The organism is Nocardioides taihuensis (assembly GCF_042657275.1).
GTDB lineage: Bacteria > Actinomycetota > Actinomycetes > Propionibacteriales > Nocardioidaceae > Nocardioides > Nocardioides taihuensis.
Map to the genome: position 1 here is coordinate 1 of NZ_JBHSKD010000027.1, position 16,742 is coordinate 16,742.

Annotated in this window: 13 protein-coding genes; 3 read left to right on the forward strand and 10 right to left on the reverse strand. The window is 72.8% G+C overall.

Annotated features, from left to right (window positions below):
- Positions 1-100: 100 nt before the first annotated feature.
- Complete coding sequence (locus tag ACFPGP_RS18035) at positions 101-1,495, reverse strand: FAD-binding oxidoreductase (RefSeq protein WP_378592232.1); 1,395 nt, start codon at positions 1,493-1,495, stop codon at positions 101-103.
- Positions 1,496-1,551: 56 nt separating this feature from the next.
- Positions 1,552-4,896 carry a BTAD domain-containing putative transcriptional regulator gene (locus tag ACFPGP_RS18040; protein ID WP_378592233.1) on the reverse strand — a complete coding sequence of 1,115 codons (3,345 nt, stop codon included), beginning with the start codon at positions 4,894-4,896 and terminating at the stop codon, positions 1,552-1,554.
- Positions 4,897-5,041: 145 nt separating this feature from the next.
- Here ACFPGP_RS18040 and ACFPGP_RS18045 point away from each other — a divergent pair, with 145 nt between their 5' ends.
- The gene (locus ACFPGP_RS18045; protein WP_378592235.1) at positions 5,042-5,635 is read left to right on the forward strand and encodes a hypothetical protein; all 594 of its coding nucleotides are present in this window, start codon (positions 5,042-5,044) and stop codon (positions 5,633-5,635) included.
- 72 nt (positions 5,636-5,707) lie between these two features.
- On the opposite strand, the gene ACFPGP_RS18050 is transcribed toward ACFPGP_RS18045, so the two are convergent.
- Genes ACFPGP_RS18050 through ACFPGP_RS18085 form a run of 8 tightly spaced genes read right to left on the reverse strand, consistent with a single transcriptional unit; the run spans position 5,708 to position 12,172 of the window.
- Complete coding sequence (locus ACFPGP_RS18050) at positions 5,708-6,076, reverse strand: metal-sulfur cluster assembly factor (protein WP_378592236.1); 369 nt, start codon at positions 6,074-6,076, stop codon at positions 5,708-5,710.
- Positions 6,073-6,525 carry a Fe-S cluster assembly sulfur transfer protein SufU gene (sufU, locus tag ACFPGP_RS18055; RefSeq protein ID WP_378592238.1) on the reverse strand — a complete coding sequence of 151 codons (453 nt, stop codon included), beginning with the start codon at positions 6,523-6,525 and terminating at the stop codon, positions 6,073-6,075. Before sufU ends, ACFPGP_RS18050 begins: the two co-directional genes overlap by 4 nt.
- A 3-nt stretch (positions 6,526-6,528) precedes the next feature.
- Positions 6,529-7,806, reverse strand: coding sequence for a cysteine desulfurase (locus tag ACFPGP_RS18060; protein ID WP_378592239.1), 1,278 nt, complete (start codon positions 7,804-7,806; stop codon positions 6,529-6,531).
- Between the two features lie 2 nt (positions 7,807-7,808).
- On the reverse strand, positions 7,809-8,567 hold the full coding sequence (gene sufC / locus ACFPGP_RS18065; RefSeq protein ID WP_378592241.1) for a Fe-S cluster assembly ATPase SufC: 759 nt from the start codon (positions 8,565-8,567) through the stop codon (positions 7,809-7,811).
- A complete protein-coding gene (locus tag ACFPGP_RS18070) occupies positions 8,564-8,899 on the reverse strand; it encodes a non-heme iron oxygenase ferredoxin subunit (protein WP_378592242.1) in 336 nt (111 codons plus the stop codon). Before ACFPGP_RS18070 ends, sufC begins: the two co-directional genes overlap by 4 nt.
- Positions 8,899-10,059 carry a Fe-S cluster assembly protein SufD gene (gene sufD / locus ACFPGP_RS18075; RefSeq protein WP_378592244.1) on the reverse strand — a complete coding sequence of 387 codons (1,161 nt, stop codon included), beginning with the start codon at positions 10,057-10,059 and terminating at the stop codon, positions 8,899-8,901. Before sufD ends, ACFPGP_RS18070 begins: the two co-directional genes overlap by 1 nt.
- Positions 10,059-11,477, reverse strand: coding sequence for a Fe-S cluster assembly protein SufB (gene sufB, locus ACFPGP_RS18080; protein WP_378592245.1), 1,419 nt, complete (start codon positions 11,475-11,477; stop codon positions 10,059-10,061). The genes sufD and sufB overlap by 1 nt, the downstream gene beginning before the upstream one ends.
- Positions 11,474-12,172 carry a helix-turn-helix transcriptional regulator gene (locus ACFPGP_RS18085; protein ID WP_378592247.1) on the reverse strand — a complete coding sequence of 233 codons (699 nt, stop codon included), beginning with the start codon at positions 12,170-12,172 and terminating at the stop codon, positions 11,474-11,476. Before ACFPGP_RS18085 ends, sufB begins: the two co-directional genes overlap by 4 nt.
- A gap of 348 nt (positions 12,173-12,520) precedes the next feature.
- On the opposite strand from ACFPGP_RS18085, the gene ACFPGP_RS18090 reads away from it, so the two are divergent.
- Together ACFPGP_RS18090 and ACFPGP_RS18095 are read left to right on the forward strand one after the other, a co-directional pair.
- On the forward strand, positions 12,521-14,266 hold the full coding sequence (locus ACFPGP_RS18090) for a sialidase family protein (protein WP_378592249.1): 1,746 nt from the start codon (positions 12,521-12,523) through the stop codon (positions 14,264-14,266).
- 93 nt (positions 14,267-14,359) lie between these two features.
- Positions 14,360-16,678, forward strand: a complete 2,319-nt coding sequence (locus tag ACFPGP_RS18095; RefSeq protein ID WP_378592251.1) for a xanthine dehydrogenase family protein molybdopterin-binding subunit — start codon at positions 14,360-14,362, stop codon at positions 16,676-16,678.
- Positions 16,679-16,742: the final 64 nt, after the last annotated feature.

Sequence of the window (16,742 nt, forward strand, 5' to 3'; positions counted from 1 at the left end):
TGCAGGACAGGCACTTCCGTGCTTTACACGCCGTACTCCACACCGGCAACGTGAAAGCGCGAGGTTAGTTGACGGCGGGTCAGCGTGAAGTCGACTTCTCTCAGCCCAGGACGGGCTTGTTGCTGCGGATCACGCCGTCGGGGTCGCGCTCGGCCTTGATCTGCCGCAGCCGCTCGAGCACCTCCGGACGGTAGGCGCTCGCGGTGGCGTCGCCGTCGGCCAGGAAGTTGGGGAGCCGGTGTCCTGCCTCGACGTGGGCGAGCGCCGCGTGCAGGGCCGCGAAGCCGTGCGGGATCGCCTCGGCGAGCTCCGGCACCGCCGGCACGCCGAGCGCGAACAGCTGGAACGGCTCGGTGACCGGGCTCGTGGCGCCGTGCCCGGGGTGCTCGTGGGCGAAGGCGCCTCCGAGGTGACGGATCTGCACGATCGTCAGCGGGCAGGTGCGCGGGTCGGAGACGGTGGCGGCCAGCCCCGCGATCGCCTCGTCGTCGAGGTCGCGCAGCAGCGCCGAGGTCTCCAGGCCGGGCATCGGGTCGGTCGGCTCGCCGGCGACGTCGCCGAGGGTGCCGGGGGTCACCGGCCCGAGCAGGTCCATCTCCACGGGGGCGGCGGCCCGCAGCGGTGCCAGCAGCCGCTCGGCCGCCGCGGCGGTGCCGAGGTGGGTGAGGGCCACCGAGACGAAGGAGCGGCCGCGGAGGGGCTCCGGGAAGTCCGGGAGGGGCGGGAAGTGCAGCACGTGCGCCCACACGCTCAGCTCGTCGGGCGCGGTCGCCGTCACCTCGCGGAAGGCCCGCAGCACGGGCACCAGGTGCTCGACCGGCCACATCAGCTGCCCGCCGTAGATCTCGCTGGCAGGGAAGAGCGCGAGCTCCGCGGCGACGACGATGCCGAAGTCACCGCCACCGCCGCGCACGGCCCAGAACAGGTCGGGGTCGGAGGTGCGGGTGACGTGGACGAGCGTGCCGGTGGCGTCGACGAGGTCGACGCTGACCACGCTGTTGGCGGTGAAGCCGTGCTTGCGGGTGAACCAGCTGACCCCGCCGCCGAGCAGCAGCCCGACGACCGTCGGGTCGGGGTTGCTGCCCGCCAGGGCGACCATGCCGGTGCCGTCGAGCGCGGCGCCGAGCGTGCCCCACTGCACACCGGCTCCGACCCGGGCCGTGGCCCGGGCGCGGTCGACCACGACCTCGTCGAGGGCGCCGGTGCGGAGCAGGAGGGTGCCGTCGAGGACCGTGCGCGGGGCGTGGCCGCGGGGCTGCGCGGCGACGGGTACGCCGTGCGCGACCGCCCAGCGGACCGCCGCGACGACGTCCTCGACGTCGGCGACCTCGAGGACGGCGGCCGGCTGCTGGGGCACGTTGACCAGCCAGGGGGTCCGGGCGGCCTCCCAGCCGGGTTCGTCGGGGCTCACCAGCCGGCCGCGGACGGCGCCGCGCAGGGCGGCCCAGTCGGGGGTGGCGGTCGTGCTGGCAGTGGTGCTGGCGGTGGTGGTCATGGTGTGTCTCCTCGGGTGTGGCACCTGTCGTTGCCGAGGAGACTGCGGTGCGGTGCTTACGCGGGGCTTGCGGTCGCCTTACCGCCCGTCTGGGCCGCCCGCACCCGCGCCAGCGCCCGGCTCGAGTGCGACACCCAGCGGCCGTGGCCGGCGGCCTCGTTGACGCTCACGGCACGCTCGAGGTGGGCCGCCGCCGTGCCGAGGTCGCCGAGGGCCTCGTGGGCGATGCCGGTGAAGTACGCCGTCGAGCCGGCCGAGAGCACCGAGCCGTAGTCGGCCATCTCGTCGAGGTAGGGCTCGATCCGCCCCAGTACCTCGGGCAGCTCGTCGAGACGTCCGGCGATCACCAGCACCTCGAGCCGCAGGCAGCTGGCGAAGTGGCTGGCGTAGTCGTTCTCGTGGGCCGGCGCCGGCGGGCCCATCAGGCGCAGCGCGCCCTCGACGTCGCCCGAGCGGGCCAGGGCGTGCGCGACGTACACGTGGTAGGAGCGGTTGGGGTTGTGCTCGGCGCTGAGCACGATGTCGGGAGGCACGGCGCCGCTGGCCGGCTCGCGCTCGAGCAGCGTGAGGCCGGTCAGCTCCTCGAGGCCCACGACGCTGGTACGACGGTGCAGGGCCAGGGCCTGCCGGCCGATCTCGTCGGCGTCGGGGCTGCCGGTCTCGAGGGCCCGCAACCACCGCCACCACGCGAGCGGGACGTCGCACCCGGTGTGGCGCAGCTCGGACTGCAGCCGGAAGGCCACCGCGATCTCGTCGTCGGACTCCGCGATGCGGCCCTGCCGGTGCAGCGCCACGGCGAGGTGGAAGCGCGCCGCGATCTCGCGCTCCGCGGCGAGGCCGAGGGCGAGGTAGCTGCGGGCGGTCTCCTCGAGCTCGCGCGCGCAGCCGGGGAGGTAGAGGGCGATGCAGCGGAACTCCAGGCAGAACTGCAGCGCCTCGAGGTCCCCCGACGCGCGGGCCACCTCGATCGAGCGCTCCCCCGCCTCCGCGGCGCCGGGCGAGTCGTAGCCGATGAAGCGCTCGACGCTCAGGCTCGCCCACAGCTGCGCCTGCAGGCCGAGGTCGTCGATCGCGTCGAGGCACTCGAGGATCGTCTGCGTCGTGGCGGGGTCGGTGACCCCGAGGTCGCGCCAGTGCCACACGCCGAACGACCGGAAGCCGGTCGCGGCCTCGGCCATCCGGCGGTGGTGGCGGTCGGCCCGCGCCCGGTCGAGCGCCTCGTCGAGCACGGCCTGGGCTCCCCGGATGTCGCCGAGCCGCTGCCGGGCGATCGCGGTGTCGAGCAGCAGGCGGTGCCGCCGCTCGGGGTCGGGATCCGGGGCGCGCGACTCGACCTCGAGGGTGCGGGTCCAGAGCTCGGAGGCCTCCACGAAGGCACCCCGCTCCTCCGCCGCCCGGGCGGCCGCGCGGCCGAGGTCGACGGCGGGGACGACGAGGTCGGGGAGGTACGCCGCGGCGCGGGCGTGGTGGTGGGCGACCTCGGTCAGCAGGTCGGGCTGCTGGGGGAGGCGGCGGGCCAGGGCGGCCCCGACGTGCGCGTGCGCCTGGGCGCGGCGCCCGGGGCGCAGGTCGCCGTAGAGCGTCTCGCGGGTCAGGGCGTGGACGAACCGGTAGCGGCCCGGCACCTCGTCGGCGGTGATCACGCCGGCGGCCAGGGCGTCGTCGAGGTCGTCGAGCGCGTGGCGGCCCAGCCCCGCCTCGACCACCTCGGCGTCGAAGTCGCGGCCGACCACCGACGCCACGCCGAGCGCCTCGCGCGCGGTCTCGGGCAGCTGGAGCGTGCGCAGGCGGACGACGTCGGCGATGCCCTCGGGGACCTCGAGCGCGGCCGCCCGCTCCGCCGTCGGCTCGCCGGTGGCGGTCAGCAGCCGCGCCATCTCCAGCACGTAGAACGGGTTGCCGTCGGTGCGGCGGCGGAGCACGGCCGCGAGCTCGGCGTCGGGCTCGGGCACGACGTCGAGCAGCAGCTCGGCGACCGCCTCGTCGCCGAGGTGCGGCACGCGCAGCCGCGTCGCGCCGTGGCGGGTCAGGGCGGCCAGGGCCGTGGTCAGGTCGTGGTGGGTCGCGGGGTCGACGTCGCGGACCGTGACCGCGAGGAGCACCGGCCGGTCGCGCAGCACCTCGGCCGCGAACGCCAGCAGCCGCAACGACGAGGCGTCGGACCAGTGCACGTCCTCGAGCACCACCAGCAGCGGCTCCGGCACGGCCGCGAGCACCCGCGCCACGGCGTCGTACGTCCGCAGCGCGGCCGCGCCGCCGCTCACGGTCTCGGGGGCGTCGGCGCCGCGGGTGCCGACCAGCAGCGCGACCTCGGGCGGCACCTGGTCGGCGGGGAGGCCCGCCGCGAGGTCGCGGAGCACCGGCAGCCAGGGCCAGTACGCCGGGGCCAGGTCGGCCTCGTGGCAGCGACCCACGCTCACCCGGACGCCACGCTGCCGGGCCCGGCGGCCGAGCTCGGCCGCGAGCATGCTCTTGCCGATGCCGGCCTCACCCGTCAGCACCAGCACTCCCCCGCGCCCCTCGCCCGAGAGCGCGGCGAGCGACGCGTCGAGGGCGGTGATCACGCCCGTGCGACCCACCACGCCGCTGCCCACGCTGCGGGTGGCGTCGGCCGCGGGTGCGGCGGAGGCCGCGGGCACCGCCGGCGCCGCGAGGTGCGGCGCCTGGGCGAGCAGGTCGGCCTCGAGCGCCCGCACCGAGGGCGACGGGTCCACGCCGAGCTCGTCGACCAGGGCGGTGCGCAGCCGGCGCAGCGTCTCGAGGGCCTCGGCCTGCCGGTCGCAGCGGTAGAGCGCCACCGCCAGCAGCGACCACAGCCGCTCGCGGAACGGGTGGTCGCCGACCAGCGTGGCCAGCGTCGCCTGCGCCTCGTCGTGGCGGCCGAGGTCGAGCAGCGCGGCCGCCCGCGCCTCGTGGAGCCGCAGGCGGTCCTCGCGCAGCCGGGTGGCCTCCGCGTCGAGGGTCGGCAGGTCGGCCAGCCCGTCGTACGGCTCGCCCCGCCAGAGCGCCAGGGCCGCCTCCGCGCGTGCCACGGCCCGGGCGGGCTCGAGGCCGGCGACGGCCGTGGCGGCCTCGCTGAGCTCCTCGGCGTCGACGACGACCTGCTCGAGCGCGTAGCCCCCGGGCCCCCGGGTCAGCACCGCCGGCGCCGCTCCCGACGCCCGGTCGGGCTCGATGCTGCCGCGCAGCCGGCTCACGGCCACCTGCAGCGAGCCGGTGGCCGACGCCGGGGCGTCCTCGCCCCAGACCTCGTCGACGAGCCGTTCGGCACTCACCGCCCGGCCGCCCGACGCTGCCAGCAGCGCGAGCACGGCACGCTCGCGCCGCCCACCGAGCCGCTGCTCCACGCCGTCGACGTGGACCCGCAGCGGCCCGAGGACATCGATCCGCACCTCGGCCACGCCACCCCTCCGATCCCCCCGATCGGCGGCCAGCCTAGGTGATCCAGGGACCGGTAAGCGGCTGATCAGCCCGCGGTAGGCGCCCCTCGGTGTGATCGCTCCGTCGCCCCGACCGGGGCGGTCACCCGACCCGAGAGGCAGTCCCATGTCCCGTCACGAGTCCCGACACCCGTCCCGCACCCGCCTCGGCCTGGCCGCGGCCGGCGCCGCCGCCCTCGTGGGCGCCGCCCTGCTGCCGGCCGCCTCGCCGTCCGCGGCGCACGACGAGTCGCCGGCGCCCACGACGTCCGCGCCGACCCCCACCGAGGTGCGGCGCCAGCTCAACACGATCCGGCAGACCCACCACCAGTACCTCGACCCGGCGGCCGCCGTGGCCGACGGCTGGGTGCCGACGCCGGAGTGCGCCGAGCTGCCCGACGGCTCGGCCGGCATGGGCATCCACTACATCAACGTCGACCGGCTGATGGCGCCGGTCGACCCGGCGAAGCCGCCGATCCTGATGTACGCCCCGCGCGCCGACGGCACACTGCGCCTCGCCGGCGTGGAGTGGATGGTGCCCGACGCCGACCAGGACCTCACCACCGACGAGGACCGCCCCTCCCTCTTCGGCCGCGGCTTCGACGGCCCGATGCCGGGCCACGACCCGACCATGCCGGTGCACTACGACCTGCACGCCTGGATCTACACGCCCAACCCCGACGGCATGTTCGCGCCCTTCAACCCCCTGGTGGACTGCTGATCCACAGCCTCACCCCGAAAATCACGCTGACCCGCCGTCAACTAACGGCGGGTCAGCGTGATTTGTCGACTTTCAGACGTTGAAGCCGAGGGCGCGGAGCTGCTCGCGGCCGTCGGGGGTGATCTTGTCGGGACCCCACGGGGGCATCCAGACCCAGTTGATCGCGACGTCGTTGACCAGGCCCTCGAGGGCGGTGTTGGTCTGGTCCTGGATCACGTCGGTCAGCGGGCATGCGGCCGAGGTGAGTGTCATGTCGATGACGCAGTTGTGGCCCTCGTCGACGTGCACGCCGTACACCAGGCCGAGGTCGACGACGTTGATGCCGAGCTCGGGGTCGACGACGTCCTTCATCGCCTCGGTCACGTCGTCGACGGAGACGGTGGCGGTGCCGCCCCCGGCGGCCTCCGGGACCTCGGGCAGGTCGCTGTGGTCGGCGGTCATGCGGGTTCCTCCGTGTTCTCGGTGGCTCGGGTGAGGGCGTCCTGGTAGGCCATCCACGACAACAGCGCGCACTTCACGCGCGCCGAGAGCCGTGCGGTGCCCTGGAAGGCGACGGCGTCGTCGAGGACCTCCTCGTCGGGCTCGTAGCGGCCCTTGCCGCGCATCATCGCCAGGAACTCCTGGAGCACGACGTCGGCCTCCCCGACGCTGCGGCCGATGAGCAGGTCGGTCATCACCGACGCGGAGGCCGTCGAGATCGAGCAGCCGAGCGCGTCGTAGGAGATGTCGCGGACGGTGTCGCCGTCGAGGTGGACGCGCAGGGTGACCTCGTCGCCGCAGGTCGGGTTGACGTGGTGCACCTCGGCCTCGAAGGGCTCGCGGAGACCGGCGTTCAGCTTGCGCTTGGAGTGGTCCAGGATCACGTCCTGGTACAGGCTGTCGAGATCCATCACTCAGCCCAACTTGAAGTAGGAGCGGGTGTATTCCAGCGCCTCGACCAACGCGTCGACCTCGCCCAACGTCGTGTAGAGGTACGACGACATGCGCGTCGAGCTCTGCACGCCGAAGCGGGCGTGAGCGGGCTTCGCGCAGTGGTGGCCGGCGCGCACGGCGACGCCGCGCGAGTCGAGGACCTGCGCCACGTCGTGCGGGTGCACCCCCTCGAGCTCGAAGCTGATGGCACCACCGCGTCGAGCGGCGTCGAGCGGCCCGAGGATGCTCAGCCCGGGCACGGTGGCGAGCCCCTCGAGCGCGTACGCCGTGACCGCGTGCTCGTGGGCGCGCACGGCGTCGAGACCGAGGTGGCGCAGGTAGTCGACGGCCGCCCCCAGCCCGACCGCCTCGACGATCGGCGGCGTGCCGGCCTCGAAGCGGTGCGGGATCCCGGCGTACGTCGAGTGCGCCATGGTGACCGTCTCGATCATCTCGCCGCCCCCGAGGAACGGTGGGAGCTCCTCGAGCAGGTCGCGACGGCCCCAGAGAACGCCGATGCCCGTCGGACCGACGACCTTGTGGCCGGTGAAGGCCAGGAAGTCCGGGCGCTCCTCGACCGGCATCGCGGCCAGGTCGATCGGCAGCTGCGGGGCGGCCTGGGAGGCGTCGAGGACGACGAGCGCGCCGACCTCGTGCGCGCGGCGGGCGATCGCGGCGACCGGGTTGATGGTGCCCAGCATGTTGGACACCCAGGTCAGGGACACGACGCGGGTGCGCTCGGTGATCAGGTCGTCGATGTCCGACAGGTCGAGCTCGCCGCCGTCGGTGAGCCCGAACCAGCGCAGCGTCGCGCCGGTGCGCTGGGTCAGCAGCTGCCACGGCACGATGTTGGAGTGGTGCTCCATCTCGGTGATCACCACGTCGTCCCCCTCGCCGACGGCGAGCGGGCCCCGCGCCCAGGCGAGCGTGTTCGCGACCAGGTTGAGCGCCTCGGTGGCGTTCTTGGTGAAGATCACCTCGTCGCGGTCGGGCGCCCCGAGGAACGCCGCCACCTTGTCGCGCGCGTCCTCGAACGCCTCGGTCGACTCCGCTCCGAGCTGGTGCATGGCGCGGGCGATGTTGGCGTTGTGCCGCTCGAGGTGGTCGACCATCGTGTCGATGACGACCTGCGGCTTCTGCGAGGTGTTCGCGCTGTCGAGGTAGACCAGCGGCTGACCGCCCGCGAGCGTGCGCGCGAGGATCGGGAAGTCCTTGCGGACCACCTCGAGATCGGGCAGCAGGCCCTCCGGGCGGGACATGGTCAGACCCCGGCCTTGAGGTACTTGTCGTAGCCCTCGGCCTCGAGCTGCTCGGCGAGCTCGGCGCCGCCCTGCTCGGCGATGCGGCCGTTGACGAACACGTGCACGTGGTCGGGCTTGATGTAGCGCAGGATCCGCGTGTAGTGGGTGATCAGCAGGACGCCCTTGCCCTCCTTCGCGCGGAAGCGGTTGACGCCCTCGGAGACGATCTTGAGCGCGTCGATGTCGAGGCCGGAGTCGGTCTCGTCGAGCACCGCGATCCGAGGGTCGAGCAGCTCGAGCTGGGCGATCTCGTGGCGCTTCTTCTCACCACCGGAGAAGCCCTCGTTCACCGAGCGCTGCGAGAACGTCGCGTCGAGGTTGAGGTTCTCGAGCGCGGCGTTGACGTCCTTGACCCACGTACGCAGCTTGGGGGCCTCGCCGTCCATCGCGGTCTTGGCGGTGCGCAGGAAGTTGGCCACCGAGACGCCGGGCACCTCGACGGGGTACTGCATCGCGAGGAACAGGCCCGCGCGGGCCCGCTCGTCGACCGACATCGCCAGGACGTCCTCGCCGTCCAGAGCGACGGTGCCACCGGTGACGTTGTAGCGCGGGTGGCCGGCGATCGAGTACGCCAGCGTCGACTTGCCGGAGCCGTTGGGCCCCATGATCGCGTGGGTCTCGCCGTCGCCGATGGTGAGGGTGACGCCCTTGAGGATCTCCTTGGGGCCGTCCTCGGTGTCGACCGAGACGTGCAGGTCCGTGATGACCAGGGTGCTCATGAGGGGGTGACTCCGTTCAGGGTGGTGTCGGTGTCGACGTAGACGTCGTCGCCGCGGACCTCGATCGGGAAGGTCGCGACGGGTTCGGTGGCCGGGAGGCCGGTGGGCTTGCCGGTGCGGAGGTCGAAGCGGGAGCCGTGCAGCCAGCACTCGACGGTGCAGTCGGCCACCTCGCCCTCGCTCAGCGCCACCGCGGCGTGGGAGCAGAGGTCCTGGAGCGCGAAGAACTCGTCGCCGTTGCGGGCGACCGCCACGGCGTACGCCCCGACGGTGAGGCCGAGCGCCTCGTCCTCGGGCACCTCGTCGACCGCGCAGGCACGCTGGAAGGCCATCAGTCCTCGCCCTCCAGCAGGTTCTTCGCCAGCTCGGCCTCGACGGTCGCGAGCAGCTGCTCCTCGACCATCGGGATGCCGACCTTGCGGATCAGGTCGTTGAAGAAGCCGTGCACGACGAGGCGGTGCGCCTCCTTCTCCGACACGCCGCGCGAGCGCAGGTAGAACAGCTGCTCGTCGTCGAACCGCGCCGTCGCCGACGCGTGGCCGGCACCCTCGATGTCACCGGTCTCGATCTCGAGGTTGGGCACGGAGTCGGCCTGGCAGCCGTCGGAGAGCACCAGGTTGCGGTTCTCCTCGTAGGTCTCGATGCCCTCGGCGATCTTGCGGATCAGCACGTTGCCGATCCAGACCGTGTGCGCGCCCTGGCCCTGCAGCGCGCCCTTGTAGAGCACGTGGCTGCGGGTCTTGGGCGCCGTGTGGTCGGCGAAGAGCCGGTGCTCGAGGTGCTGGCCCTCGTCGGCGAAGTAGAGGCCGAGCAGCTCGGCGTCGCCGCCGGGGCCGGCGTACTCGACGTTGGCGTGCATCCGGACCAGGTCGCCGCCGAAGGACACCGAGGTGTGCTTGACGGTGGCGTCGCGGCCGACCCGGATGGCGTCACGGCCGAGGTGGACGGCGTCGTCGTCCCAGTCCTGCAGCGAGAGCACGTTGACGGCGGCGCCGTCGCCGACCAGGACCGAGGTGATCGCGGCGTAGCGTGCCGAGCCCGTGTGGGTGATCACCACGGTCGCCTGGGCGTGGTTGCCCACGCGCACGATCAGGCGGCCCCAGACGAGGTCGTCGACGGACTCGCCGTGCAGACGGAGCACGACCGGCTCGGACACCTCCGTGCCCGCGGGCACGTCGAGCAGCAGCGCCGACCCGGCGTTGGCCGCGGCCAGCGCGGACGGGCGGTCGTTGGGCGCGAGCTCGCCGAGCTCGCGCGCCTGCTCGTCGGAGACCTCGGTGAGGGTCACGCCCTCCGGCAGCGAGGTCTCCCACGTCAGGTGCGCGTCGGACGACTCGCCGTCGAGGATCCCGCGCAGCCGCTTGAGGGGCGTGAAGCGCCAGACCTCCTCGCGCCCGGTCGGGACGGGGTGGGCGCCCAGGTCGTAGGACGGGGGCGGGTTGAGGTGGCTCTCGACCCGGGGGAGCTCGAGAGCATCTGCCACAGCAGTCACTAGCCGACTGCTCCTTCCATCTGGAGCTCGATCAGGCGGTTGAGCTCGAGCGCGTACTCCATCGGCAGCTCCTTGGCGATCGGCTCGACGAAGCCGCGGACGATCATCGCCATCGCCTCGTCCTGCTCCATGCCGCGCGACATGAGGTAGAAGAGCTGGTCGTCGGAGACCTTGGAGACGCTCGCCTCGTGGCCCATGGACACGTCGTCCTCGCGGATGTCGACGTAGGGGTAGGTGTCGGAGCGCGAGATCTGGTCGACGAGCAGCGCGTCGCACAGCACGTTGGACTTCGAGCCGTGCGCACCCTCGTTGATCTGGATCAGCCCGCGGTACGACGTGCGGCCGCCGCCGCGCGCCACCGACTTCGACAGGATCGAGCTCGAGGTGTGCGGGGCCGCGTGCACCATCTTGGCGCCGGCGTCCTGGTGCTGGCCCTCGCCCGCGAAGGCGATCGAGAGCGTCTCACCCTTGGCGTGCTCGCCCATCAGGTAGATGGCGGGGTACTTCATCGTCACCTTGGAGCCGATGTTGCCGTCGACCCACTCCATGGTGGCGCCGGCCTCGCAGGTGGCGCGCTTGGTGACGAGGTTGTAGACGTTGTTGGACCAGTTCTGGATGGTCGTGTAGCGGCAGCGGCCGCCCTTCTTCACGATGATCTCCACGACCGCGGAGTGCAGCGAGTCGGAGGAGTAGATCGGAGCGGTGCAGCCCTCGACGTAGTGCACGTAGGCGTCCTCGTCGACGATGATCAGCGTCCGCTCGAACTGGCCCATGTTCTCGGTGTTGATCCGGAAGTAGGCCTGCAGCGGGATGTCGACGTGCACGCCCTTCGGCACGTAGATGAACGAGCCGCCCGACCACACCGAGGTGTTGAGCGCGGCGAACTTGTTGTCGCCGACCGGGATGACGGTGCCGAAGTACTCCCTGAAGAGCTCCGGCTGCTCGCGCAGCGCGGTGTCGGTGTCGAGGAAGAGGACACCCTGCTCCTCGAGGTCCTCGCGGATCGAGTGGTAGACGACCTCGGACTCGTACTGGGCCGCGACGCCGGAGACCAGCCGCTGCTTCTCCGCCTCCGGGATGCCGAGCTTGTCGTAGGTGTTCTTGATGTCCTCGGGGAGGTCCTCCCAGGTCGCAGCCTGCTTCTCGCTGGACCGGACGAAGTACTTGATGTTCTCGAAGTCGATGCCCGAGAGGTCGGAGCCCCACGTCGGCATCGGCTTGCGGTGGAAGAGCTTGAGGCCCTTCAGGCGCAGGTCGAGCATCCACTCCGGCTCGCTCTTCTTGGCGGAGATGTCACGGACGACCTCCTCGCTCAGGCCGCGCTTGGCGGCCGCACCGGCCACGTCGCTGTCGGCCCAGCCGAACTCGTAGCGACCGATGTTCTTCAGCTCGGGGTTGAGCTCCTCGATGGAGGTCATGAGGTGACCCGCTCCTTCTTCGTGGTGGGAGTAGCGGCGGACGTGGGGCCCTCGGGGATGCACGTCGTGCACACCCCGTCGCCGTGGGCGATCGTGGCCAGGCGCTGCACGTGGCGGCCGAGCACGCGGCCGATGGCCTCGGTCTCGGCCTCGCACAGCTGGGGGAACTCGTGGGCGACGTGCGAGACGGGACAGTGCTGCTGGCACAGCTGCTCCCCCATGCGTGCCTCGCGGACGGCGGCCGCGTACCCCTCGTCGGTGAACACCTCGGCCAGCACCTCGGCCGGGCTCAGGTGGGGGTTGGCGCGGGCGCGGTCGTCGAACCGCTCCTCGATGAAGGCGACCCGGCGCTGCGCGAACTCGCGCACCGCGTCGTCACCGCCCGTCTCGCGCACGAACCGCAGCGCCTGCACCGCGAGGTCGTCGTACTGCTGGTCGAAGTGGTCACGCCCCGACTCGGTGAGCACGAACTCCTTCGCGGGGCGGCCGCGACCGCGGCGCGAGGCGCGCTGCTCGCGGGACTCGATCATGCCCTCCTCGAGCAGCTGGTCGAGGTGGCGGCGGACGGCGGCGGGGGTCAGGTCGAGCCGCTCGGCGAGCGCCACCGCGGTCGAGGCCCCGTTGACGAGGATGGAACGGACGACGCGCTCGCGCGTGGCCGAGTGGCCACGGGCGGGGGTGTCGTCGAATTCCACAACGCCATTGTGACGTTATTGGCCCGGAGCGTTCAAGTAAGGCTGCCCTTATCAGGGTTTCCCGGTCGCCACGAGCCGCGGAGCTCCACCGAACGGTCTCGAACATCCCCACCGAACCTCTTGCCCTCCCGGCACCACGGGAGCGACGGTGTACCGGCGACCACCCTGCCGATGCCGACCTCACGACGGCCTGGCACCGACCTGGCGCGCCGCACTCCGTGTCCCACCGATCCAAGGAGTGTCATGCACCCGTTCCGAGCACTGGCCGCCACAGCGGCCGCTGCAGCCGTCGCTCTCTCACCCGCGGTCGCCGGAGCCGCCCCCGTCACCCCGGGAGGCTCCACGGAGGTGACCGTGGGCAGCGACGACACCCACTTCTCGCAGAACAAGCAGAACGAGCCCGGCCTGGCCGTGAACCCCGTCCATCCCGAGGTGCTCGTGGCCGGCGCCAACGACAACACCGACCTCGAGTGGTGCAACGCCGGCGACGACCGGACCTGCCCCTTCACTCCCGGGGTGGGAACCTCGGGCGTGCAGTTCTCGATGGACGCCGGCGCCACGTGGACGCAGCCCGACTACACCGGCTACTCCGCCCGCGACGTCGCGTCCTGCCACGGTGCCCCGGATCCGGCGCCGGGAGAACCGCCGGCCGGGGACACCGGCTGCGTCCCTGACGAGTCAGGCAACATCGGCACGCTCCCGGGCTACTACGAGAACCACCTCGTCTCCAACGGCGACCCCGAGCTGGTCTTCGGGCCGGTGCCCGACCATCACGGCGACTTCTCCTGGGACAACGGCCAGCGGCTCTACTACGCCAACATCGCCACGCCCTTCCCCGGCACGCGCCCGTTCAGGGGCGACTCCGCCATCGCGGTCTCCCGCACCGACGACGTGGCCGGTGCGGCAGCCGGTGACGACGACGCCTGGATGGACCCGGTGGTCGTGACCCGCCAGAACAGCGCGCTGTTCAGCGACAAGGAGCAGATCTGGGCGGACAACGCCGCGTCCAGCCCGTTCTTCGGCAACGTCTACGTCTGCAACGTGGGCTTCCGCGGCAGCGCCGGGTCCGAGCCGGTGACGTTGTCGCGCTCGAGCGACGGCGGCGACACCTGGCGGACCCGCCAGCTCACGAGCGCCACCAACACCAACCAGACCGGTGGCCGACAGGGCTGCACGATCCGCACCGACAGCACGGGCACGGTCTACGTGCTCTGGGAGGGTACGGCGATCAGGGGACGGCACGACGTGTTCTTCCTGGCACGCTCGCACGACGGTGGGGCCAACTTCGGTCGACCCCGCGTCGTCACCCACGTCGCCGGGATCGGCCGGCTCGACCCCGCCCAGGGACGGTTCACGATCGACGGCGTGGCCGGAGCGCGGACCAACACCTTCCCGAGCCTCGACGTGGCGAACGGTGCTCCGTCCGGCGAGGGTGCGACCGACCAGCTCGTGGTCGCCTGGTCCGACGACCGGGCGGGTCAGGACCACGAGAGGGCCTGGGTCGTGACCTCCACCGATCACGGACACTCGTGGTCGGACCCGATCGACGCCAACGACGGCGCTGGCCGCGCCAACCAGCCGGCCGTCGCCATCTCGCCCAGCGGTACCGATGTGTGGCTGGTCTACGAGGCCTTCCTCGCACCGTGGCAGGAGGACACCGCCAGCCCTCGCCCGATGCAGGGCGTGGTCCGGCACGCCGACGTCACGGCGGGGTCGATCGGTGCCTTCACGACCGTGTATGCCGGGCCGAGCGGCGATGCCCGTGCGTCGAGCGCGAACGGCCTCACCGCGGAGTTCCTCGGTGACTACAACTACGCGGTGGCCACCGACGAGTACGGCTCTGCCGTGTGGACCGACGTGCGCGACGCCGCCGACTGCCCCGCCATCGACGCCTACCGCCAGGCGTTCGTCGAGGACGTGGTGAGCGGCCAGGCCGAGCCGCGGGTGGCCGACGAGAAGGAGGACCCGGCGGAGTCCGGCGAGCTGCCCGACAGCCACTCGAGCGAGCTGCGGCCGGGACCGAACGACGACTGCCCGGCGACCTTCGGGAATTCGTCCGTGTACGGCGGCACGTTCACGGACCCCACACCGTGACCGGCGCACGCCGCTGAGGGATCGAGCCGGGCACGCCGCGGGCCGTAAGGTGGCGCCGTGCCCGGTTCGATTCTTGGCAGTGCCGTCCGCCGCGTGGAGGACCCCGAGCTGATCACGGGACGCTCCACCTTCGTCGACAACCACCGCCCGCCGGGCACCACCTTCGCGGTCTTCGTCCGCAGCCCGTTCGCGCACGCCACCGTCACGCGGGTCGACACCACCGCCGCCGCGGCGGCCCCCGGCGTGGTCGCGGTGCTCACCGCCGACGACCTCCCCGACCGGCCCGTGCCCACCTGGCGGGCGAACGACGACGTGGAGCGCCGCGGGCTGGCCTCCGACCGGGTCCGCTTCGTCGGCGAGCCGGTCGCGCTCGTGGTCGCGGAGACCCGGGCCCAGGCGGTCGACGCCGCCGAGCTCGTCGACGTCGACTACGACCCGCTGCCGGTCGTGGTCGACATGGAGGCGGCGATCGAGCCGGGCGCGCCGCTGCAGTTCGACGAGCTCGGCACCAACGTGGCCGCAGGGCGGGTGACCGGGGACGACGACCCGCTGGCCGACGCGACGCACGTCGTACGCGTGCGCATGGAGAACCGCCGCATCGCCACCTCTCCGATCGAGGGCCACGCCGTGCTGGTCGACCCCACCGCGGACGTGCTCACCGCCTGGGTCGCCACCCAGCACCCCCACGACGCGCGCGACCAGATCGCGGAGTACTCCGGGCTCGAGAAGGACCAGGTGCGCGTGATCGCGCCCCACGTCGGCGGCGCCTTCGGCGGGAAGGCCGGCATCGCGGTCGAGCACGCCGTGGTCGTCGAGGCCGCGCGGGCGGTCGGCCGCCCGGTGAAGTGGACCGAGACCCGCAGCGAGGCGATGCTCTCGATGCACGGACGCGGCCAGGTGCAGTACGCCGAGCTCGGGCTCGACGACGAGGGCCGGATCACCGGGCTGCGGCTGCGGGTGGTCGGTGACTGCGGCGCGTACGCCGGGTTCGGCGGCGGTCTCGCCCTCGGTCCGACACGGATGATGGCGCAGGGCCCCTACCGGATCCCGAAGATCGGCTACTCCGGCATCGCCGCCCTCACCAACACCGCGCCCGTCGGCGCGTTCCGGGGCGCGGGACGCCCCGAGGCGGCGGCACTGCTCGAGCGGCTCCTCGACGTCGCCGCCGACGAGCTCGGGCTGGCCCCCGAGGAGCTGCGGCGCCGGAACCTGATCGAGCCCGACGCCTTCCCCTTCGAGACCGTCACCGGCGTCACCTACGACGTCGCCGACTTCGACCTGCCCCTGCGCGAGGCGCTGCGCATCGCCGACATCGAGGGCGCCCGGGCCGAGCAGCAGCGGCGCCGCGAGTCCGGGGACCCCCGGCAGATCGGCATCGGCATCGCCGTCTACGTCGAGATCACCGGCTTCGGCGGCACCGAGCTCGGGTCCGTCGACGTCCACGCCGACGGAACCGCCACCCTGCGGGCCGGCACCTCCGCCCACGGCCAGGGCCACGCGACGTCGTTCTCGATGCTGGTCTGCGACCGGCTCGGCATCCCGATGGAGGACCTGCACTACGAGCAGTCCGACACGGCCGTGGTGCGCACCGGGGGCGGCACGGGCGGCTCGCGCTCGCTGCAGATGGGCGGCAACGCGGTGCTCCAGGCGGCCGGCGAGGTGCACGAGAAGGCCACCGCCGTGGCGGCGCGGCTGCTCGAGGCCGACCCGGGCGACGTCCGGCTCGAGGACGGCCGGTTCTTCGTCGAGGGCGTCCCCGGCTCCGACGTGGGCTGGCGCGAGGTCGCGGCGTACGCCCACGAGCACGACGGCGGCCTCGGGGTGGAGACGGAGTTCGAGCAGACGGGCGCGACCTTCCCGTTCGGAGCACACGTGGCGATCGTCGAGGTCGACACCGAGACCGGCCGGACCCGGCCGCTGCGGCACGTCGCGGTCGACGACTGCGGCCGGGTGCTCAACCCGCTGATCGTGGCCGGCCAGCAGCACGGCGGCGCCGTGCAGGGGATGTCGCAGGCCCTCTGGGAGGAGTTCGTGTACGACGCGGAGGGGACGCCGCTGACGTCGACCTTCATGGACTACACCCTGCCGACCGCGGCCGACACGATCTCTCTGGAGACCTCCTCCACCGAGACCCCGACCCCGCTCAACCCACTGGGCGCCAAGGGCATCGGCGAGTCCGCGACCATCGGGGCCACGCCGGCCGTGCAGAACGCCGTCGTCGACGCCGTCCGCCACCTCGGCGTGCGTCACGTCGACCTGCCGTGCACGCCCGAGCGGGTGTGGCGGGCGATCCTGGCGGCCCGGAGCGGCCCGGTGGAGCTGTGGCGCGACCCGCCCGCGGCGTTCGCTGGTCTGGACCGGTCCAGCGACGCCCGGTCCAGCGGTGACGACGGGGAATCGTCGGCGATCTGAGGACCTGCGGGACCGTCACCTACCCTGAAGTGGACGCTCCCCCCGCCGATCGGGAGGTCGACAG

Excerpts from the sequence above, each read along its gene's own strand:
- sufB (WP_378592245.1), bottom strand. The coding sequence starts at position 11,477 with ATGACCTCCATCGAGGAGCTCAACCCCGAGCTGAAGAACATCGGTCGC.
- ACFPGP_RS18050 (WP_378592236.1), bottom strand. The coding sequence starts at position 6,076 with ATGACCGCCGACCACAGCGACCTGCCCGAGGTCCCGGAGGCCGCCGGG.
- ACFPGP_RS18070 (WP_378592242.1), bottom strand. The coding sequence starts at position 8,899 with ATGGCCTTCCAGCGTGCCTGCGCGGTCGACGAGGTGCCCGAGGACGAG.
- ACFPGP_RS18035 (WP_378592232.1), bottom strand. The coding sequence starts at position 1,495 with ATGACCACCACCGCCAGCACCACTGCCAGCACGACCGCCACCCCCGAC.
- ACFPGP_RS18060 (WP_378592239.1), bottom strand. The coding sequence starts at position 7,806 with ATGTCCCGCCCGGAGGGCCTGCTGCCCGATCTCGAGGTGGTCCGCAAG.
- sufC (WP_378592241.1), bottom strand. The coding sequence starts at position 8,567 with ATGAGCACCCTGGTCATCACGGACCTGCACGTCTCGGTCGACACCGAG.
- sufU (WP_378592238.1), bottom strand. The coding sequence starts at position 6,525 with ATGGATCTCGACAGCCTGTACCAGGACGTGATCCTGGACCACTCCAAG.
- ACFPGP_RS18045 (WP_378592235.1), top strand. The coding sequence starts at position 5,042 with ATGTCCCGTCACGAGTCCCGACACCCGTCCCGCACCCGCCTCGGCCTG.